19 protein-coding genes and 1 pseudogene are annotated in these 19,052 nt (G+C 65.8%); 13 read left to right on the top strand and 7 right to left on the bottom strand.

What is annotated here, in order from left to right; genetic code table 11:
- Positions 1–3 precede the first annotated feature (3 nt).
- From J2739_RS12240 to J2739_RS12225, 4 genes are all read left to right on the top strand, one after another.
- Complete coding sequence (locus J2739_RS12240; protein WP_309901901.1) at positions 4–1,248, top strand: ABC transporter permease; 1,245 nt, start codon at positions 4–6, stop codon at positions 1,246–1,248.
- The gene (locus tag J2739_RS12235) at positions 1,245–1,967 is read left to right on the top strand and encodes an ABC transporter ATP-binding protein (protein WP_309901899.1); all 723 of its coding nucleotides are present in this window, start codon (positions 1,245–1,247) and stop codon (positions 1,965–1,967) included. The genes J2739_RS12240 and J2739_RS12235 overlap by 4 nt, the downstream gene beginning before the upstream one ends.
- Positions 1,968–2,079: 112 nt before the next feature.
- Positions 2,080–2,733 carry a BON domain-containing protein gene (locus J2739_RS12230; RefSeq protein ID WP_309901897.1) on the top strand — a complete coding sequence of 218 codons (654 nt, stop codon included), beginning with the start codon at positions 2,080–2,082 and terminating at the stop codon, positions 2,731–2,733.
- Positions 2,734–2,876: 143 nt separating this feature from the next.
- A complete protein-coding gene (locus tag J2739_RS12225; protein WP_309901895.1) occupies positions 2,877–3,323 on the top strand; it encodes a universal stress protein in 447 nt (148 codons plus the stop codon).
- A gap of 23 nt (positions 3,324–3,346) precedes the next feature.
- Here J2739_RS12225 and J2739_RS12220 read toward each other — a convergent pair whose 3' ends face one another.
- From J2739_RS12220 to J2739_RS12210, 3 genes are read right to left on the bottom strand one after another with little or no spacing between them, the layout of a single operon-like run.
- Positions 3,347–3,556 carry a YgaP family membrane protein gene (locus tag J2739_RS12220; RefSeq protein ID WP_309901893.1) on the bottom strand — a complete coding sequence of 70 codons (210 nt, stop codon included), beginning with the start codon at positions 3,554–3,556 and terminating at the stop codon, positions 3,347–3,349.
- Positions 3,553–6,855 (bottom strand): efflux RND transporter permease subunit, encoded by a 3,303-nt coding sequence (locus J2739_RS12215; RefSeq protein ID WP_309901892.1) that lies wholly within the window; start codon positions 6,853–6,855, stop codon positions 3,553–3,555. The genes J2739_RS12220 and J2739_RS12215 overlap by 4 nt, the downstream gene beginning before the upstream one ends.
- A complete protein-coding gene (locus tag J2739_RS12210) occupies positions 6,852–7,904 on the bottom strand; it encodes an efflux RND transporter periplasmic adaptor subunit (protein ID WP_309901890.1) in 1,053 nt (350 codons plus the stop codon). Before J2739_RS12210 ends, J2739_RS12215 begins: the two co-directional genes overlap by 4 nt.
- A gap of 155 nt (positions 7,905–8,059) precedes the next feature.
- Here J2739_RS12210 and J2739_RS12205 point away from each other — a divergent pair, with 155 nt between their 5' ends.
- From J2739_RS12205 to J2739_RS12180, 6 genes and pseudogenes are all read left to right on the top strand, one after another.
- Positions 8,060–8,425, top strand: a complete 366-nt coding sequence (locus tag J2739_RS12205) for an ArsR/SmtB family transcription factor (protein WP_309901888.1) — start codon at positions 8,060–8,062, stop codon at positions 8,423–8,425.
- Positions 8,426–8,615: 190 nt separating this feature from the next.
- The gene (locus J2739_RS28020) at positions 8,616–9,131 is read left to right on the top strand and encodes an ArsA-related P-loop ATPase (protein WP_309901886.1); all 516 of its coding nucleotides are present in this window, start codon (positions 8,616–8,618) and stop codon (positions 9,129–9,131) included.
- Positions 9,049–9,318 (top strand): annotated as a pseudogene (locus tag J2739_RS28015) (ArsA-related P-loop ATPase); the annotation flags it as partial. The gene J2739_RS28020 and the pseudogene J2739_RS28015, both read left to right, overlap by 83 nt.
- 241 nt (positions 9,319–9,559) lie before the next feature.
- Positions 9,560–10,087: an ArsA-related P-loop ATPase gene (locus tag J2739_RS28010; protein ID WP_309901884.1), complete on the top strand. Its 528-nt coding sequence runs from the start codon at positions 9,560–9,562 to the stop codon at positions 10,085–10,087.
- The gene (locus tag J2739_RS28005) at positions 10,063–10,275 is read left to right on the top strand and encodes a hypothetical protein (RefSeq protein WP_309902154.1); all 213 of its coding nucleotides are present in this window, start codon (positions 10,063–10,065) and stop codon (positions 10,273–10,275) included. The genes J2739_RS28010 and J2739_RS28005 overlap by 25 nt, the downstream gene beginning before the upstream one ends.
- 186 nt (positions 10,276–10,461) lie before the next feature.
- Positions 10,462–10,671 (top strand): hypothetical protein, encoded by a 210-nt coding sequence (locus J2739_RS12180; RefSeq protein ID WP_309901882.1) that lies wholly within the window; start codon positions 10,462–10,464, stop codon positions 10,669–10,671.
- 113 nt (positions 10,672–10,784) lie between these two features.
- Here J2739_RS12180 and J2739_RS12175 read toward each other — a convergent pair whose 3' ends face one another.
- On the bottom strand, positions 10,785–11,690 hold the full coding sequence (locus J2739_RS12175) for a universal stress protein (protein ID WP_309901880.1): 906 nt from the start codon (positions 11,688–11,690) through the stop codon (positions 10,785–10,787).
- Between the two features lie 28 nt (positions 11,691–11,718).
- Positions 11,719–12,141: an Hsp20/alpha crystallin family protein gene (locus J2739_RS12170; protein ID WP_309901878.1), complete on the bottom strand. Its 423-nt coding sequence runs from the start codon at positions 12,139–12,141 to the stop codon at positions 11,719–11,721.
- Between the two features lie 726 nt (positions 12,142–12,867).
- Here J2739_RS12170 and J2739_RS12165 point away from each other — a divergent pair.
- Positions 12,868–13,587, top strand: coding sequence for a hypothetical protein (locus J2739_RS12165; RefSeq protein WP_309901876.1), 720 nt, complete (start codon positions 12,868–12,870; stop codon positions 13,585–13,587).
- Between the two features lie 194 nt (positions 13,588–13,781).
- Here J2739_RS12165 and J2739_RS12160 read toward each other — a convergent pair whose 3' ends face one another.
- Together J2739_RS12160 and J2739_RS12155 are read right to left on the bottom strand one after the other, a co-directional pair.
- The gene (locus tag J2739_RS12160; RefSeq protein WP_309901874.1) at positions 13,782–14,837 is read right to left on the bottom strand and encodes a ParB/RepB/Spo0J family partition protein; all 1,056 of its coding nucleotides are present in this window, start codon (positions 14,835–14,837) and stop codon (positions 13,782–13,784) included.
- A 1-nt stretch (position 14,838) separates the two neighbouring features.
- Entirely contained in the window at positions 14,839–16,035 is a 1,197-nt protein-coding gene (locus tag J2739_RS12155; RefSeq protein ID WP_309901872.1) for a ParA family protein, read from the bottom strand.
- A 621-nt stretch (positions 16,036–16,656) separates the two neighbouring features.
- On the opposite strand from J2739_RS12155, the gene J2739_RS12150 reads away from it, so the two are divergent.
- Positions 16,657–18,030 carry a replication initiation protein gene (locus tag J2739_RS12150; RefSeq protein WP_309901870.1) on the top strand — a complete coding sequence of 458 codons (1,374 nt, stop codon included), beginning with the start codon at positions 16,657–16,659 and terminating at the stop codon, positions 18,028–18,030.
- 215 nt (positions 18,031–18,245) lie between these two features.
- Positions 18,246–19,037: a DUF899 domain-containing protein gene (locus J2739_RS12145; RefSeq protein WP_309902138.1), complete on the top strand. Its 792-nt coding sequence runs from the start codon at positions 18,246–18,248 to the stop codon at positions 19,035–19,037.
- Positions 19,038–19,052: the final 15 nt, after the last annotated feature.

The following is a 19,052-nucleotide window of genomic DNA, read 5'->3' as shown; positions in this document are numbered from 1 at the left end:
GCCATGGCGATCGCCCTGGACATTGCGCTGGCGCACCTGACGGGCCGCAAGCGGCAGACGCTGGTATCGCTCACGGGCGTGGTGCTCGGCGTCGCCTTTTTCCTGGCCGTGTCGGGCCTGATGCGCGGGTCGGAGAACGACTTCCTCAAGCGGCTGGTCGACAGCAGTCCCCACATCACGGTCTACGACGACGTTCGCCAGGGCCGCGCACAGCCCGCCGCGCTGCAGTGGCCCGATGGCGCCGTTCACGTGCGCAACGTGCGCCCGCTGCGCGAGACACGCGGCATCCGCGGATGGCCGCAACGGCTTGCCTTCATCGAGGCACTGCCGGGCGTGCGCGCCGCGCCGGTCCTGGCCGAGGCTGCAGTGCTCACCTTCGCGGGGCGTCAACAGGGCGTCACCCTGTCCGGCGTGGTGCCGGAAAAGATGAAGCAGGTGAGCACGATCGAAGAGAAGTTGCAATCGGGCTCGCTCGAAGCCCTCGCTGCCGACCCCAACGGAATCCTGATCGGACGAGGACTGGCCGACAAGTTCAGCCTGCGCCTGGGAAGCACGCTGGTCGTGCTGGCGGCCGACGGCAGCAGCCGGCCCTTGCGGGTGGTCGGCATCTTCCGCACCGGCAACGCCACCTACGACGAAGCCCAGGCCTTCGTGCTGCTCAAGCGCGCGCAGTCGCTGCTCGGCCGGGAAAATCGCGTCAACCGCGTGATCATCCAGCTCACCGATCCTTACGCGGCGCAGCGCGTGGCGCAGGACATCGAGGCCGGCACCGGCTACAAGGCCGTGTCGTGGATCGAGGCCTCCGAGGACCTGCTGAGCCTGCTGCTGGTGCGCAACATCATCATGTACAGCGTGGTGGCGGCGATTCTGGTGGTTGCCGCCTTCGGCATCTACAACACGATCTCGACCATCGTGATGGAGAAGACGCGCGACATCGCCATCATGAAGTCGATGGGATTCCATCCTCGCGACCTGCGACGCATCTTTCTGCTGGAAGGACTGATCGTCGGGCTCATCGGCAGCGCGCTGGGCGAGTTGCTGGGCCTGGCGCTGATGCAGTTGCTCGGACAGGTTGAGATCCGTCCTCCCGGCGTCACGGAGCTCGTCAGGCTGCCGATGTCCTGGGGCGCCGAACAGCATGTGCTGGCAGCGGGGTTCGCCATGCTTTCGTGCCTGGCGGCCTCCTACCTCCCGGCGCGGCGCGCCGGCCGCGTGCGTCCCGTCGACATCCTGCGAGGGGCGGCATGAAAGGCGCCGGCGGCGCGGCGGGCCCGGTGATTCGCATCGAGCACGTGACCCGGACGCTCGACGGCGAGCTGCCGGTCACGCTGGTGAACGACGTCAGCCTCCAGATCGAACGCGGCGAGTTCGTCTGCGTGATGGGGCCCTCGGGCTCGGGCAAGTCATCGCTGCTCTACCTGCTCGGGCTGCTCGACGTTCCCACGCAGGGCCGCATCTGGATCGACGGACAGGACACCAGCGGCTTCGACGAAGACCGGCTCGCCGATTTCCGATTGGCCCGGCTGGGCTACGTGTTCCAGTTCCACTTCCTGCTGCAGGAGTTCAGCGCGCTCGACAACGTTTGCCTCCCGATCCGAAAGCTCGGCCGCCTCGCCGACGAGGCTGCCCGGGCGCGCGCTGGCGAGCTCCTGGATCAGTTCGGCCTGAAGGGGCATCACCAAAAAAGGCCCAGCCAGCTCTCCGGCGGACAGCGCCAACGGGTCGCCATCGCCCGTGCGCTGGCGAACGACCCGCTGGTGATCCTCGCCGACGAGCCGACGGGCAATCTGGATTCGGCCGCCAGCGCCAACGTGCGCGACATCCTTCGAGATCTCACGCGCCAGCTGGACAAGAGCGTGGTCGCCGTCACGCACGACGCCGACTTCGCATCGGCCGCGGATCGGCGCATCGGGATCGTCGACGGCCGCATCGACATGGCATGGCGGCCGGAGCCCGCCGCCCTTTGATCCAACGCAAGGTGCCGGCTCCCCGCGCTGCCTACAGTGAGCCGATCGGCATCGCGCATTCGGCGCCGAACGGGATGCCCATTCACCTCACTCCATCTGCCAAGGAACGCCCATGAAACCCGATGCCATGCTGAGAACCGATATCGTCGCCGAGCTGAACTTCGACCCGGCCATCACCGCCACGGATGTCGGCGTGATCGTCAAGGACGGCGTGGTCACCCTGACCGGCCATCCGCGCAGTCATGCCGAGAAGCATGCCATCGAGCGCGCCGTGCAGCGCGTCAAGGGCGTCAAGGCGCTGGCGATCGAGATGCAGGTGAAGCTTCCCTCCGGGCACGAGCGCAGCGACGCCGACGTCGCCATGGCGGCCGAACGAGCCCTCGAGTGGAACGTGCTCGTCCCCGACGACAAGATCCACCCGATGGTCGAGAAAGGCTGGGTCACGCTCAACGGCGAGGTCGAATGGGAGTACCAGCGCAGGGCAGCGGAAGTTGCCGTGCGCAGCCTGCTCGGCGTGATCGGCGTCACGAACCGCGTCGTCGTGAAGCCGAAGTTCACGCCCGCCGATGTCGAAGAAAGAATTCGGCAAGCGCTCGATCGGCAGGCCGACCGTGAGAGCCGCCATATCCAGGTTGCGGTCAACGGCGGCAACGTGACGCTGAGCGGCAAGGTGCATTCGTGGGCCGAACGCAAGGCCGCCCAAGGCGCAGCCTGGTCCGCTCCCGGGGTTGCCAACGTGGTGAACAACCTGCTCGTGGAGGGCTGACGTGCCGGCGAGCGACGGCCAGTCCCGCTCCTCTCCACCGGACGCCGCTTGGAGGCGATGCCGATGTGGCCGAGAATGCGCTATTCGCCGTCACACGATGGCGATCCAACAGGATGTCGCTTTTCGCAACTGAGGAGATCGGTATGTTCGAACGCATTCTTGTCGCCACCGATGGTTCGGCCCTTTCGGAACAGGCTGTCTCCAAGGCGATCGATCTGAGCCTGCTGAGCGGTGCCGAACTGCATGTGCTCACCGTGGCTCACCTGGAGCCGCACAGCTACTTCGAGGGCTCGACCGTGTTCAGCCAGCGGCAGATCGACGACGCCCATCACCGGTCGGTCGCAGCCGCGCAGGGCCTGGTAGACGCGGTCAAGGCCAATGCGCTCGCGAAAGGCGTCCGCAGTGTGCAGGCCGCGGTCGCGAAATCCAACCAGATCGCCGAGTCCATCATCGAGCATGCGAAGGTCCACCACTGCGACCTGATCGTCATGGCTTCGCATGGGCGGCGAAGTCTCACGCGCATGCTGATGGGGAGCGAGACCCTGCACGTGCTGACGTACTCGCACACGCCGGTGCTGGTGCTGCGTTAGGCGCTGTTCGGGCGCCGCCACGTTCAGGCCCCCGGGCGCGCGCCGAGCTTTCGCATGATGGTCTCCATCAAGCACCACTTCGTCACTGCACTCTGCAGCAGGTTCACACCGACGAACGCGGTGAAAGCCAGCCACCATGAACTGACGAAGATCGGGCTGCCGGGGACACCCAGCGCCAGGGACAAGAGGATGAACGAGCCCGCGACGAGGCGCACGAGTTGCCAGGAAGTCATGAGGAAGCTCCTTGAGGTGGCACGATGAAAGAAGCCGGGGCTGGTGCCGCAGACCCCGTGATCGCACCCAGGCGGTTGCGATAGGCGACGAAATAGAGGACCGGGATCACGACCAGCGTCAGGACCGTCGAAACGAAGATGCCGAAGATCAGCGAGATCGCCAGCCCGTTGAAGATCGGGTCGTCCAGGATGAAGAAGGCGCCGAGCATCGCCGACAGGCCGGTCAGCATGATCGGCTGGGCACGGGTGATGGCCGAGTGCACGATGGCATCCTCGAACGGCATCCCCCCGCGGACCTGCAGGTTGATGAAATCGACCAGCAGGATCGAGTTGCGCACGATGATCCCGGCCAGCGCGATCATTCCGATCATGCTGGTCGCCGTGTATTGCGCGCCCAGCACGGCATGGCCCGGCATCACGCCGACGATCGTCAGCGGAATCGGCGCCATGATGATCAGCGGCGTCAGGTAGGAGCCGAACTGCGCCACGACCAGCAGGTAGATCAGCACCAGGCCGACGGCATAGGCCGCGCCCATGTCGCGGAAGGTCTCGTAGGTGATCTGCCACTCGCCGTCCCACTTGAGCGCGTAGTCGCGGTAGGGGTCCTCGGGCGGGTGGATGAAGTGCTCGACCAGGGTTCCCCCGCCCGGCGTCGAGATCCTGGCCAGCTCGCTGCGCATCGAGAACATGCCGTACAGCGGACTGTCGAGCTTGCCGGCCATGTCGGCGACGACGTAGTTCACGGGCAGCAGGTCCTTGTGATGAATCGGCTGCTCGCGCACCGTGTCGGTCACCTTGACCAGTTCGCGAATGGGCACCAGGTGGCCCGCGGCGCTGCGCACCGTGAGTTGCAGCAGCGCGTTCAGATCCCCATGGCGTTCGGCCGGCAACTGCAGGGTCGCGGCGGCGGGGTACTTGCTCTGGTCGTGCAGATAAGCGGTGGCCTCGCCCGCGAGGCCCGCCCTCAGCGTGGTCACGATGACCTGCTGCGGCACGCCCAGCATGGCGGCCTTCTGCCGGTCGACCAGCAGCAGGGTCTTCGGCGCTCTCGCGATGCTGCTGTCGTCGACGTCGACCACGCCCGGGGTCTTCTCGAAGACGGCGCGCACCGCCTTGGCGACCTGTTGCCGCCCTTCGAGTTCGGGCCCGTAGATCTCGGCCACGATCGGTGACAGCACCGGCGGGCCCGGCGGCACTTCCACGACCTTGATGTTGGCACCGAAGCGCTCGCCGATCTTCTGAAGGGCGGGCCGCACGCGGGTGGCGATCGCATGGCTCTGCGCCTTGCGCCGGTGCTTGTCGACGAGATTGACCTGGAGGTCGCCCACTTCGCCGCCGGCGCGCAGGTAGTACTGGCGCACCAGTCCGTTGAAATTGATCGGTGCGCTCGTGCCCGCATAGGCCTGGTAGTCGGTGACCTCGGGCACGGTGGCCAGGTAGGCCCCCAGCGCCTGCAGCACCGCCGCGGTCTGTTCGACGGGGGTTCCCGCCGGCATGTCGACGACGACCTGGAACTCCGACTTGTTGTCGAAGGGCAGCATCTTCAGCAGGACCAGGCCGGTCGCGGGCAACGCGAGGGAAAGTGCGATCAGGAGGCCGATGCCGGCGCCGAGCAGGCGGCGATTGCGTGAGCCGCGCTGTGGGTCGAGCAGCGGACGGAACAGCCGTTCGAACAGCGGCGCAAGCCGGCCGGCCAGGCCGTGTGCCGTCTCGCGGCCGCCGGTGTCGGGCGCGTGGGTCGGCGCTGCCTTCAACCAGAGGCGTGCCAGCCAGGGCGTGACGGCGAAGGCGATCGCGAGCGACAGCAGCATGCCCATGCTCGCGTTGATGGGGATGGGGCTCATGTAAGGGCCCATCAAGCCGGAGACGAAGGCCATCGGCAGCAGCGCGGCGATCACCGTCAATGTGGCAAGGATGGTCGGTCCGCCCACCTCGTCGACCGCGCCCGGGATGATCTGCGCCAAGGTGCGCTCGGGCTGCAGCTGCTGGTGGCGGTGAATGTTCTCGACCACGACGATCGCGTCGTCGACCAGGATGCCAATGGAGAAGATCAGCGCGAACAGCGAGACCCGGTTCAACGTGAAGCCCCAGGCCCAGGAGGCGAAAAGCGTGACCGTCAGTGTCAGGATCACGGCAGCGCCGACGATCGCCGCTTCCCGCCGTCCCAGCGCGAGGAACACCAGCGCCACCACCGAAGCGGTGGCAAACAGCAGCTTCTGGATCAGCTTCTGCGCCTTGTCGTTGGCCGTGGCGCCGTAGTTGCGGGTTTCGGCAAGCTGCACGTCGGCGGGGATCACGGTGTTGCGAAGCACATCGACGCGGCGCATGACGGCGTTCGCGACATCGATGGCGTTTTCGCCAGGCTTCTTGGTGACCGCGACGGTGACCGCCGGATACTCGGCGGGGCCGGCGCCGTCCCTGGCAGCCTCGCCGTACCAGACATAGCGGCTGGGTGGCAACGGACCATCGCGCACCACCGCCACCTCGCGCAGGAACACCGGCTTGCCGCCGTGCACACCGACCACCAGCTCGCCGACCTCGCTCGCCTGCCGCAGAAATGGCCCGGATTCGATGGCCACGGCCTGGTTCCCCGAGATCAGTTCTCCGACCGGCAGCCCCAGGCTGGCGGATTGCAGCGCCGTTCGCAGGTCGGACACGGTGACGCCCGCGCCGGCCAGCCGTGCGGGGTCGAGTTCGACCAGGACGGCGCGGCCCGCGCCAGCGATGGTGCTGACCTCGCGGGTGCCCGCCACGCGCTTCAGGTCCGCCTCGATGCTGTGCGCCACGCGCTCCAGATCGTAGGGGCCGACCGCGGCGTTCTTGCTGAAAAGCGTCAACGTCACGATCGGGACATCGTCGATGCCCTTGGGCTTGACGATCGGTTCGAGCACGCCCAGGCCCTTGGGCAGCCAGTCCGCATTCGCGTTGACCGTGTCGTACAAGCGCACCAGCGCTTCGGTGCGCGGCACGCCGACCTTGAACTGCACGGTGATCACCGCCATGCCCGGGCGCGACACGGACATCACATGCTCGACGCCCGCCATCTGTGCCAGCACCTGCTCGGCCGGCCCGGCCACCATCTGCTCCACGTCCCGCACGCCGGCGCCCGGAAAGGGGATGAGCACGTTGGCCATCGTGACGTTGATCTGCGGCTCTTCCTCGCGCGGCGTCACCAGCACGGCGAACGCGCCGAGCAGCAGTGCCATCAGCGCAAGCAATGGCGTGATCTGCGCGCTTTGGAAGAACGCCGCAATCCGGCCCGAAATGCCCGGCGGCGAGGAGCGGCCTTGCGTTGTCATGGTGTGGTCTGGCGAATGCGAGCGGCGGCCTGGGGGTCTGTGGCGACGCGTTCGCCGGGCATCAGGCCCGACAGGACTTCGACCTGGTCGCCGTCGATCCGGCCGGTGCGTACCTGCCGAAGCAAGGGACGTCCTTCCGCATCGAGCACATAGAGCCCCGTCAGCTCGGCACGCCGAACGATGGCCGACAACGGGACCGACAGACTCGGCGCGATGCCGGCCCCTCCCCCGGCCAGAGGCAGCCACAGTCGCGCGAACATGCCCGGCGTGACACCGTCCATGGCGGCGGGAAGATCGACCCGCAGCTGGACCGTGTGCGTGGCCGCATCGACCGTCGGCAGCAGCTGCATGCGTGCGGGAGCGACCCATTGGCGCGGCGGCGCCAGGCCGGGCAGTTCGGCGCGCGGCAGTTGTCCTGGCAAAACCTGCGCCGCGACGGTCTGCGGAATCGCCGCGGTGATTCGAAGGGCGGACGGGTCGTAGAGGGTCAGCAGGGGTCGTCCCGGCATCGCCATGTCGCCCAATGAGACCGGCACCTCCGCGATCACCCCGGCATACGGTGCGCGAATCACGTGGAGGCCGCTCTGCGTCCATGCCGCGCCGGCTTGGGCGCCTTGCGCTGCGACCTGCGCGCGGGTCGCCTTGAACTCGGATTCGGCGCGCTCCAGGGCGGCCTGGCTGATGTAGTTCTTCTGGAACAGTTGCTTCTGCCGCTCGTATTCCTTCGTTGCGACCTCCAGCGCCGCACGTGCCGCCTGGACCTGCGCATCGCTTGCGGCAGCGGTCTGCTCGGCCGCCCGCGCATCGATCTGCAGCAGCACCTGACCGGCCTTGACGGCGTCGCCGGCCTTGGCGTCGAGCCGGGTCACCGCGCCGGACACCTGCGCGGCAATGACCGTCTGGCGGACCGCTTCGACGACGCCGTCGAAGCCCGACGAGGCGGTGGCGGCCGGCTGGGCCGTCACCGAGGCCAATGCGTCGGCGCCGGCCCAGCCCGGCGCCGCGAGCATGAGCGCGGCGGCGAAGATGAACGAGCGGATCTTGAGCATATGGCGCCGGGACTGGAGGGTTGTCGTCAGTTCATGTAGTATTTGCGCATATAGTTAAATAGTCAAGTAGCCATGTTGATGATTGCACCAGAATCAGTATGGTTGCGGAGTCCTGAGGCATGATTGCGGTAGATCAACATCTGGCGTGTCCGAGCATGGAAGGACTTTCCGACGAGGCGCTGGTGCAGGTCGCCGCCTATTTCCAGGCGCTGGCCGAGCCGACGCGACTGCAGATCCTCAACCTGCTTCGCCAGCAGGAGCGCAACGTGGGCGAGCTGGCGCAGCTGTGCGGCTACAGCTCCGCCAACATCTCGCGGCATCTCGCCCTGCTGACGCAGCACGGCCTGGTGTCGCGCGAGACCCGGGGGAACAGCGCCTACTACCGCATCGCCGATCCCGCGGTCTACGAACTGTGCGATCTGGTGTGCGGCAACATTGCGCGGCAGTTCGAGCGAACGGCTGCGAACCGGGCCGCCTTCGCCGCGCCTGCCGTGCGGCGTAGGAGCCGTGCCCGCCGCTGAACCCGCGGTCAGGGTGCGCGGCCGAACACGAACGCAGCACATCGGGCCGCCTTGATCGAGCGCAAGGCCGGGTTCGCGGGGCTGGGGCACAGTCGGCTGCATCTGGTGGCCATGCCCTTGCCGGGCCACGGTGTACGCCTCGAATCGTTCGAAGGCCATCGCCAGCAGGCCGGAACACGAGGCTGTCGAGATGGAAGCAAGAATCCTGGAGTCCGGACACAACAACCGCCATTCCATCGGCTTCCTGAGGCAGCCGACCCGGCATCTGTTCTTCACCGGCAAGGGCGGCGTCGGAAAGACATCGCTGTCGACCGCCGCAGCCCTGAGCCTGGCCGACGCCGGGAAGAAGGTTCTGCTGGTGAGCACCGACGCGGCGTCCAACCTGGATGAAATGCTCGGGATCGAACTCCGCAACACCCCCACGCCCGTGCCCGGCGTGCCCGGTCTGTCGGTCCTGAACATCGACCCCGACAACGCGGCCGAGGCCTATCGCAAGCGAGTCCTGGCGCAGATGGACATCGGGGCCAGCGAGTCCGAACGCTCGACAGTGCGCGAACAACTCTCGGGGGCCTGCACCACCGAGATCGCCTCCTTCGACGAATTCGCATCCTTGTTGTCGGACGATGCAGGAGGTGCGTTTCAAGGCCGCGCTCGACGCCTTGAGCGATCCGGGCCGGACCACCGTCATCCTCGTGACGCGGCCTGACAAGAGTGCGATGGACGAGGCGGCTCGCACGTCCCAGGAGTTGAATGCGCTGGGCTTGAACAATCAGCGCCTGGCGATCAATGGCGTGTTCCACGCCACTGACCGCACGGACGCGGTGGCGCGTGCCATCGAGGCCTTGGGGCAAGAGGCACTCGCTGAAATGCCGCCGTCGCTGCGCGGCTTGCCGCAGGACCAGGTGCCCCTGCGGGCATTCGACATGGTCGGATTGCCCGCCCTGCGTGCGCTGCTGTCCGCGGAGGCCGGCGCGTCCCGGCCTGCCCTGGCCGCGGCGACCAAGCCCCTCGTGCGTCTCGAGGGCCTGGACGCGCTCGCCGACGAACTGGCTGCAGCAGGACGCGGCCTGATCATGGTGATGGGCAAAGGCGGCGTCGGCAAAACGACGGTGGCTGATTCGGCGCGGCAAGACAGTGCACCTGAGCACCACCGACCCGGCGGCGCACCTTGCGCGCACGCTGGACGGCGAAATGCCGGGGTTGCGCGTGGACCGGATCGATCCGAAAGTCGAGACACAGCGCTACGTCGACAAGGTGATGGCGGCCAAGTCGCCGGCGCTCGACGCCCAGGAGCAAGCCTTGTTGCTCGAAGACCTGCGATCGCCATGCACCGAGGAAGTCGCGGTGTTTCACGCCTTCTCACATCTCGTCAGCGAGGGGCGCAGCGCCTTCGTGGTGCTCGATACGGCGCCCACAGGACATTCACTGCTGTTGATGGACGCCACGGGGGCTTACCACCGGCAGATGATGCGCCAGTTCCAAGGGCATGGCAGCGCTCGGGTCGTCACGCCGTTGATGAGGCTGCAGGATGCTGCGTACACCAAGGTCATCCTGGTCACGTTGCCGGAAGCGACACCGGTGTCGCAGGCCGCTGCGCTGCAAGAGGACCTTCGTCGCGCCAACATCGAGCCCTTCGCGTGGGTGCTCACAAGAGCATCCTGACCGCCGGCACTCGCGATCCTCTGCTGGCGGCGCGCCTTGCCGGCGAGCGCAAGCAGATCGAACGCATGACCGGCGGCTTGGCCAGACGCATCTTTGCACTCCCGTGGCGGACGCCACCGCCGGTCGGCTTCACCGAATTGTCCAGGCTGGTCGACAAGGCACCACGCATCGCGGCAACGCAAAGCTGATCCAACCAGAAACAGCGTGTGCAGCGCGGTGATCGATGGCTTGCGAGCTGTGGCCGACCTCCGCCAGGGTGACCTGACACCGTCCGTTGACACTCTGTTGCCCGTCGATGCGCTTCGTTGGCGATTCCGTCGAGCGGCTCGCCTAGATTCAAGTCATGGCATCGCCCGCCTGTTCAGGAGACCAAGATGAACGCCTCGCATGTTTCCCACGCCTACGAACTCCGTTTCAACGCTCTCTTCGAGGACCGGCGATCGTTCTCGTTTCCTTGCGACGCAACGGGGAATGTCGACATGGATTCGATGGGCGAGCGCGCCCTCAACAACTACCTCTATGCCCGCGCGATGATGGGGCTCGAAGTGTCGTGGCCGGACGTGCGTCCCAGCACTGCGCACTGAACGCAAGCGCTGCGATCGCTGGCGCCGGGCGTCACCGGCCGACGCAGGGCGCGCCTGCGTTGCCGGGGATCGTTCAGTGCACGCGGCGAAGCATGGCCTGTGGCTGATCAGGCTCAATGCGACATCAGCACCGGCAAAGTCATGGATTGAAGGGTCGATCGCGTGGCCCCGCCCAGCACCCATTCACGCGCGCGGCTGTGGCCGTAGCAGCCCATCACCAGCAGGTCCGCGCTCACGTCGGCTGCCATCGAAAGAAGTCTCTCGCCGGCTTCGCCCTCTTCCGGCCCACCATGCCTTGCGGCGGCTTTCACCCCTTGCGCCTTCAGATAGGTCTGCAGGCTGCGCAAGGAAGCCTCGGCGTTCTCTCCGTACGAGACGGCATGGACTGAATCCGCGCGCACGAGCCAGGGCAGTGCTGCCGACACCGCGCGCGCGGCCTCGCGCGTCTCCTTCCAGGCGATCAGGACGTTGCGGCCGATTGCGGCGACCGGTCCCGCATAGGGCACGACCAGGGCCGGCCGGCCGGACTCGACAAGAACGCTCGGGACGAAATCCGCCGGCAACTCTCCCGCGGAGGGATCGTCCGGGTCGCGCTGCCCCAGGATGAGCAGGTCGGCATACAGGGCACGGCGGGCGAAGCCCCAGGGCGCATCGCTCATCGGCTCGACCCACTGCAGGCGGGGCGATTCGCCGCCGGCGGCCTTGAAGGTCGCATACGCCTTGTCGCGGCAGTCCTTGTCCAGCGATGCCATGATCGCCACGGCCTCGGCCGCGGCTTCCATCGCATACGGATACCGCATCAGGGCCGTCATGGTGCAGGGTTGCGCAATGACATCGGCCTCGAACGCGTCGGCGACCTGGCGCGCGACCCTGACGCGTTCCGCGGCCCTCCCGGAACTGTCGAGGTGAAGCAGGATGGTCTTGGGTGTCTGCATGAGGGCTCCTAAATTGCTTGTGAGAGAGGCACCGACGCCGACGCCCGGCGCACGTGCAGCAGCGTTCGCCGCATCGGCGCCCACGTCTCGGCGCATCGCCGTACTTCCGGCCTCACTCGATCTTCACGGTTCGGGCGGCGCTGCCTTCGCGCTTGGGCAGCGTGAGCCGCAGGACGCCGTCCTCCAGCTTGGCGGCTGCGGTCTTCTCGTCGACGTCGCTCCCCAGCGTGAAGCCGCGCGACACACTGCCGTGATAGGTCTCCTTGGTCAGCGTGCGCCCGTGTTTTTCTTCCTGCTCCTTCTTGATGTCGGCGGCGATGGAAACGTAGTTGCCGTCGATCGAGACGCGGATGTCTTCCTTCTTCGCACCGGGGATCTCGGCGCTGACCAGGTACTCCTTCTCGTTCTCGCTGATGTCGACGCGAATGTCGGCGGGCACGCTGATCTCGTCGAACATCTGGAGCGGGCGGGCCCAGCGGCGCATCATTTCGGGAAACAGGTTGTCGATTCGTTCGAGGCGGGTCAAGGCATTCATGTGAAATTCTCCAGAGAGGGTTGAGCATTTCATCGAGGCCTGGACCAGAAACGCAAAGGCATCGACAACTCCACTCTAGACAGCTGCTTCGGCGCACGCCTTGCGCTTCGTCAAGTCCACGATGGATCGCTGCCGAATCGCTCGCCCGTGCCGTTCCCTAGCCTGCCGCGTGACCGGTTTGCCTCGGCCGGCTATCTCCAGAATCTCTCCCGGGAGCAGCACCGCCCGCTTGGCAATTGCGGCGCAACGCTGCTTGATGCTCGTCCGGCGGCGAAGAGCGCGCGGCGCGAGCCAAGGGCCGGCGACGAGCACGGGCACTTGCGGCGCTCAGTCACGCGATCCCGGACGAGTTCGGCGGTCGACCTCATCGTTGCGACCGGGGACGGCCGGCGGCGAGTACGCCTGCGCGCTCCTCCCCATTCGCTCACTCCTGTGTTCCGCCGCGTCGTTGCGGCGGAGACCCGTCCCACGGCGAAACAAGGATGTTTCACGACATTTTGAAGCATCCGATATTTTGCTTTGCTGACAGCAAGTTAGCGTCGATTATTGGTGTTGATTGGTGCCGGATGTTTCACGGAATGCAGCTGCGCTTTGGAAATCCTATGTGTTGCGAGCGCTTCGGAAGATAATTCGGTTACGCAGTAACCAATTATGAAAGTCAACACCGTTCCTGGGCCCCCAGAAGACCCGTCCAGAGACTCCACGAGGCCGCCCTCCCCGCCTGCCGTGGCCTCGGAAGAGTTGGGGTGGCCGCCGATCTGTACTCTGGCCGAACTCGCCCGTATCCTGACGCTGGTGCATGGTGTCAGGGCGCCGACGGAGTCCTCACTCAAAAAGTGGAGTGCGGCCGGCGCATTCCGATCATGCGTCGTGACAGAGCACGAACTGCCAGCGCCTGAAGCGCCCTCCTCGCTGGTCGGCCAGGCGTTGCAGCGGCCGTCCCGTGCAGGTCGGCGGGGATTGCGGCTGCGCACCAGCCTAGCCATCGCCAAGGTTTACGAACGCTGGCCCTTCCTGGCCGATTCCGATCCTCAAGCGATGGTAGAGCTGGTGGTCGCTCGAACCGCCGATCACCTGCGCTCAGCGATCATCCAGGCGGCGCCGTTATCCACCGCGTGGCCTTCAGCCCCCGCCGTGGCTGCGACATCTCGAGCCGACGAGAGTGCCGCGGTACTGCAAGGCATGGAGCGTCAGATCGCGCTGCTGAGTCAGGAAATGGCGGCGGTGAAGCGGGAGATGGCCCAGTTTTCAGCGCTGCGCAACAACCTCATCACCAAGCTCGACGAGGCGGTCGCGCGTGTGAAGGACGCGCTCGGGGGCACGCCCAGCGGCGGTGTCGATCCGCTCGTCGAGGCTCGCCGGGACCGCGACATGGGCATCATGAAATCGACCTTGTCTGAGATTCAAGCAGCCCTCCAGCGGATTGAAAACGTTGCAAGCCGGTAGGACGCCTTGACAGGCCAATTCGTTGTCCAGGGCGTGGCCTGATCTACCCCTGGGGCGGGGGTGGTTTGAAACCACCCCTCAGTTAGCCAGAAGAAAGGCTCATACCAACCGCCGCCCTTGGTCGGCAATGCCCTTCCAGAAAAAAGGGGGTAGTTTGAAACTACCCCCCCCCTCATTTGAGCGAATCCAGTGTCTTAAAGCGCGTCGACAAAGGCCTGCATCACTTTCAGCAACGCCCGCTGCTGCTCGCCCGACAGCTTGACCGACAGTCTCATCGAAGGACGCCCGAGCGCGTCGAACTTCAAGGCGCCGACCTTCTGATTCGCCAGCCTCAGCGCGTGGCTCGCCAGCGGGAGCGCGTCCCCCACGACGGCTGGCGACGCCGGTGGGGCCACCAGGCGGGCGAACACGCTTTTCGCGGAATGAACTGCCTTCTCTGCGGCGAGCGCCTCGGCCCGCGCAACCAATCCGACCTCATCCTCCTGGAAAGCTTTTCCCAGCTCGGTGGCCCAGGCAAGCTGAATGGACTGCGGCGTCGGGAATGCGGCAATCACAGCTTCGGGCAGCCGCGCCAACGCCAAGGCTTTGCCCAGGTTGCTCACGTCCACGCCCAGTGACGCGGCCATCTGGCGATTGGACGGATACACGCCCTTCTCGAGGGCGCGGAGGTAGGTCATCCCCTGCTCCCAGGGAGAAGGATCGGCGCGCCCCCGGTTCTCGCGATCCATCTCTTCCACCAGCGCGCGGTCATCCAGGTTCTCGACCACGGCCCAAACCGGGATGCCGAGCTGGCGGCAAGCCTCGTATCGCCGATGGCCAAACACCAGTTCATATTTCGGACCGTCTCCCGGCTTCGCGATCGTCCGCACCTTGATTGGCTGCGAGTTGCGACCCGCTTCCTGGATCTCGCGCTTGAAGTCCTCGAAGAGCTTCCCCTGGAAGGCCGAGGCATGCCGGTTGGCGAACTCGCTGCGAGCGATATCGCCGGTGTCGATCAGACGCGCAGGCAAGGCGCCGTCCCAGCCGCGCAGTTCCTCGCTGACTTCCCTCAAGCGCCCTTCAAGCTCCCCGGCCTGGGCAGCGCGGCTCCGCAACTCGTCATTTTCACGCAGCAGTTCGGAACGCTGATCGTTGGCAAAAGCCATCATCGCCCCGGGCGCGGTCTTCGGCTTCGGCGCCTCGGGCAAGGTCTGCGCCGCCGGCATGATGCTCGCGAAGTCGATCTTCGAGGCTTTGTCTTTCAAACCCATGTCAGACCGCCGTTTCCAGAATTTGCCGCTCGGCGACCTGGCGCGCCCACACCGCCTCGATCTGCTGCTCGATCAGCTCGCACATCCGGTCGTACGCCACGCGCGCACGCGAGAAGGTCTTGGAGTTCACCGAGCCCCGCGGCAGGTCGTAGACCGTGCCAAACTCCGCACTCGCCGTCGCCGCCACGGCCGTCTTGGGAATCTCGATGGGCAGTACCTTGTCGCCATAGCCTTCCAGAACCCACTGGCGAACTACCGAACTGGCGGTGTCCGATGCCTCGACGCGTGACAGCAGAACGTCGATGAACTCGAAGCTCTTGTCCTTGCCGCGGCTGCGAACCAGCTGGTTGCACAGGTCGGAGAACAAGTCCCAGAACTGCGCCGAGCTGGCGAAGTCCAGCGCAGATGGGGGCAACGGCATGATGACTCCGTCGGCAGCCATCAACGCATTGATCGTCACGTAGCTCAAGGACGGTGGGGTGTCGACGACGATGACGTCGTAGTCCTCACGTGGCAAATCGAGCCCCCGGTCCAGCACGCGCCAGAATTCGAAGCCGGGGTCGCGAGCCTGGCGGGCCGGCAAATGGAACTCGGCGCCGTAGAGCAGGGGGGCTGCGCACACCAGATCGATGGATGGCCAATACGTAGGGCGTATCGCGTACTTCAGGTTCTCCTGCTCACCCGTAAAAAGCGACATCGCGGTGTGCTCGGTCTCGACCTCCGCGTCCGGCAACACGCCGAAGAGCGTCGTGGCAGAGCCCTGAGGATCCAGGTCCACGAGCAAGACCCGATGGCCGCGCATGGACAGTCCCTGGGCCAGCGTGACGGCCGAGGTGGTCTTGGCGACCCCGCCCTTGAAGTTGGCGACCGTGATCGTGATGCCCGCGGCACCACTCGGACGCAAATGCTCGGCGCGCAATTCCCGTGCCCACTGCTGGGCCTGGGCCATCGTCCATTCCCGGCTGTTGCCATGGATCTCGCCCGCGGGAAGGTCTCCCCGCGTCAGGCGATAGGCGATCTTGGACTTGTCCACGCCACACAGATCCGCCATCTGCACCGCCTTCAAGGTCGGCGCGGTCTTCACTGCTGTAGGCGCCAGCATGGCAGACCGGATTCGGTCCATCATGCCGGCGATCTTGTGGGCTTGCTGCTCGATGTCTTCCAGGTTCTGTCGACGTATGGTTTGTTTGATGTCCACGAAATCTGCCTTGAAAGTTTGAGAGTCGTGCGATTATGCCTATCACCCTCAAAAAAACGAAGAATCAGCGGTTGATCAAGCGCGGAAAGCGACGCTGGGCCCGATTTCTGGTGTTTTTGCTCAAACGTCTCCCGAGATTAAGGAAGAACTTCAATACCTTCAGAAGATTAAGTGCCCTGAAGTGTGAAATTTCTTCAATAAAATCAAGGAGTTATGTGGGTTTCAGGGCTCCAGCTGTCCAGCTTTTAATCGCTTGCGTCCAGCGCTTGATCGGACCTGTCCGGGCTTCCATCGACTCCTGTCCAGCCTTCGCTCGGAGCCTGCGGGGGCTTATCCACACCCGGGCGCAAGGCGCATTCTTGCGATCCAAGGGGCTTTGTCCAGCTTTTAATCGCCTCCAGAGCTGCCGCCGGGGAGGCGGGCGGCGGGCTGAAGGGTCTCAATGTCCGGCTTTTGATCGCCCTCGGCTGGCGGCCGGACGCCGCGTTGCGCCCAAGTGTCCGGGTTTTAATCGGTCGCCACGCGCCCCAGGGTGGCGAAATGTCCAGGTCTTGATCGGATGGACGCGGCTGGGGAGGTCCTCTTGTGTCCAAAACGCGTTGGACATACCATCAAGCGCAAATGAGCTGGAGCACCGAAGCCACACCCGACAAGCCAAGCGCAAGCCACGCCGCCGACGACGTGCTGGAGCTCCGCAAGCCGCACGAGATGATCGTGATGATGCCCCGTTCGGCCCGCGTGACTTTGACCGGCCGCCGCATCTACAGCGCCTTGCTGCAAATCGCGCAAACCCGGCTCGTCGCGCTGCCCGGCATGCCTGCCGCCGACTTCATGTTCGAGGCACCGTTGGCAGCCATTCTCAGGACCACGGGCTCGAGCGGCAGCGAGCGCACGGCAGCCAAGAAGTACCTGATCGAGATGCGGAGCCTGGAGGTCGACTGGGAATCGACAGCGCCCGGCGATGGCGTCAAATGGCGCGGCTTCTCGATGCTGTCGGAGGTGGCCCTCGAACTGCGCCGCGGCGAGAACTGGGTGAGCTGGTCCTACCCTCCAACCATCATGGCCGCCTTGCGCGAGCCGCAGCGCTGGGCACGTATCGACCTCGACGTGCTGGCCAAGCTGGGTTCCTACACGGCGGTCGCGCTCTACGAGATCTGCGCGCGCTACCGGGAGAATCCCAGCGGCGTCACGAGCCGCAAGCCGGTGGCCTGGTGGGTCGACGCCTTGAGCAACGGGCCCGGCCCCGAGCGGCGCGAGTGGCGCAAATTCAAGAACGAGCGCGTGAAGGACGCAGTGGCAGAGATCAATGCCGAGACCGACCTCGATATCGATCTCATCGAGCACAAGCAGGGCAGGGTGATCACGGAGGTTCAGTTCGCGGTGCGCAAGAAGCGACAGGCCGCGATGGCGCGGCCCGCTTCGAGCGAACCCGTGGATGCCACCCTGGTGCTGCGGGCCGAAACGCTCGGTATTCGTGAAATCAAGCTGGAAGGACTGATCAAGGAGTTCGGCGACGAGCGCGTCCGCAGCCAGGTCGACGTGCTCGAGCGCAGGGCCGCCAACAAGACCCTCCGCACGATCGACAACGCCTTCTCCTATCTGCGGTCGCTGCTGCGCAATGAGGCGCCTTTGCCCGAGACCCGATCGGAGCCGACCGGGGCGCCCACCCCCGCGCCCGAGGTGCCACCCGCCACGCCAAGCCTCCGGGTTGCGAGTCCGGCCGCAAGCACGGAGGGCTCCAGCTATCTGCGAGAACAGATTCAGGCCATGAAGCAGGAGGTCGCCGCTCTGAATCCAGTGCAGTTGAAGCGCTGGGTCGATCAGGCCCTGCAGGACCTGGCCAGGAAGGGGGCGCTGAACGCGGTCATCAGCCGGCGCGCCGCGCAGGGCGATGTGCTCCATGGGCTGCTGGGTTCCGCCGTCGTGTACGCCTATGCCGATGCCACCTACGGACCGGACTGGAAGGTCGATCGCCAGCTGTTCGACTCACCCTGAGTTCTCACTTCCAGCGTCGACGCGCTGTTCCCAAAAAGCAATCGCTCACTTGCTCGGCGAGAAGCGAGATCGGAATAGCGCCACACTTGTTACTCCCCGGCTTTCGGTCTCCGGCGCCAAACTGCCTGGCGGCCGGCAAACAAGCGATGCGCCGCAAAAAAGCCGTGCTTCCGTACGAGGCGCGGGATCTCGCCCCAGACCAGGAGATATCAGCCATGACGATGTCAACCGAAGACGCACGCCCAAGCGAACCTTCCCCCATGCACACACCCCCCGTCGTGTCGCCCCAGGCGTGGGAAGCGGCGCGTGCGCAGCTGCTCGTGAAGGAAAAGGCCCAGACCCGCGCCCGCGACGCGTTGGCCGCCGAGCGCCGGCGCATGCCCTGGATGGCCGTGGAGAAGGCGTACGCTTTCGAAGGGCCTGCCGGCAGGGCCAGTCTGCTCGACCTGTTCGACGGCCGGCGTCAGTTGATCGTCTACCGGGCCTTCTTCGAGCCCGGCGTGTTCGGCTGGCCGGAGCATGCCTGCCGAGGTTGTTCGATGGTGGCCGATCAGGTTGCCCACGTCGCCCATCTGAACGCCCGTGACACCACCCTCGTCTTCGTTTCGCGCGCGCCCCTGGCGGATATCGACCGGCTGAAGGCGCGGATGGGCTGGCGGATGCCATGGTTCAGCCTCACCGATCGCTTCGACGCCGACTTCAACGTCGACGAATGGCACGGCACGAACGTGTTCTACCGTGATGGCAACCGCGTCTTCCGCACCTATTTCCTCAACAACCGCGGCGACGAGCAGATGGGGAGCACTTGGAATTACCTCGACATCACGCCGCTGGGCCGGCAGGAAGTCTGGGAAGACTCGCCCGAGGGCTATCCCCAGACGCCGACCTACAAGTGGTGGAACTGGCACGACAACTACGGCGCAGAGGCGATGCCCGACAAGAAGTGGGTCGAGGTATCCGACGCCGGCGAGGCCGCATTCCGCCAGCAGTCGGGCACGAAGCCATAGCCCGGGCCGGCCGCC

It is taken from the genome of Variovorax soli, assembly GCF_031454625.1.
GTDB classification, from domain to species: Bacteria; Pseudomonadota; Gammaproteobacteria; order Burkholderiales; family Burkholderiaceae_C; genus Variovorax; species Variovorax soli_A.
The sequence above is the reverse complement of the archived record's forward strand: the minus strand, read 5'-3'. Positions and strand labels throughout refer to the sequence as shown.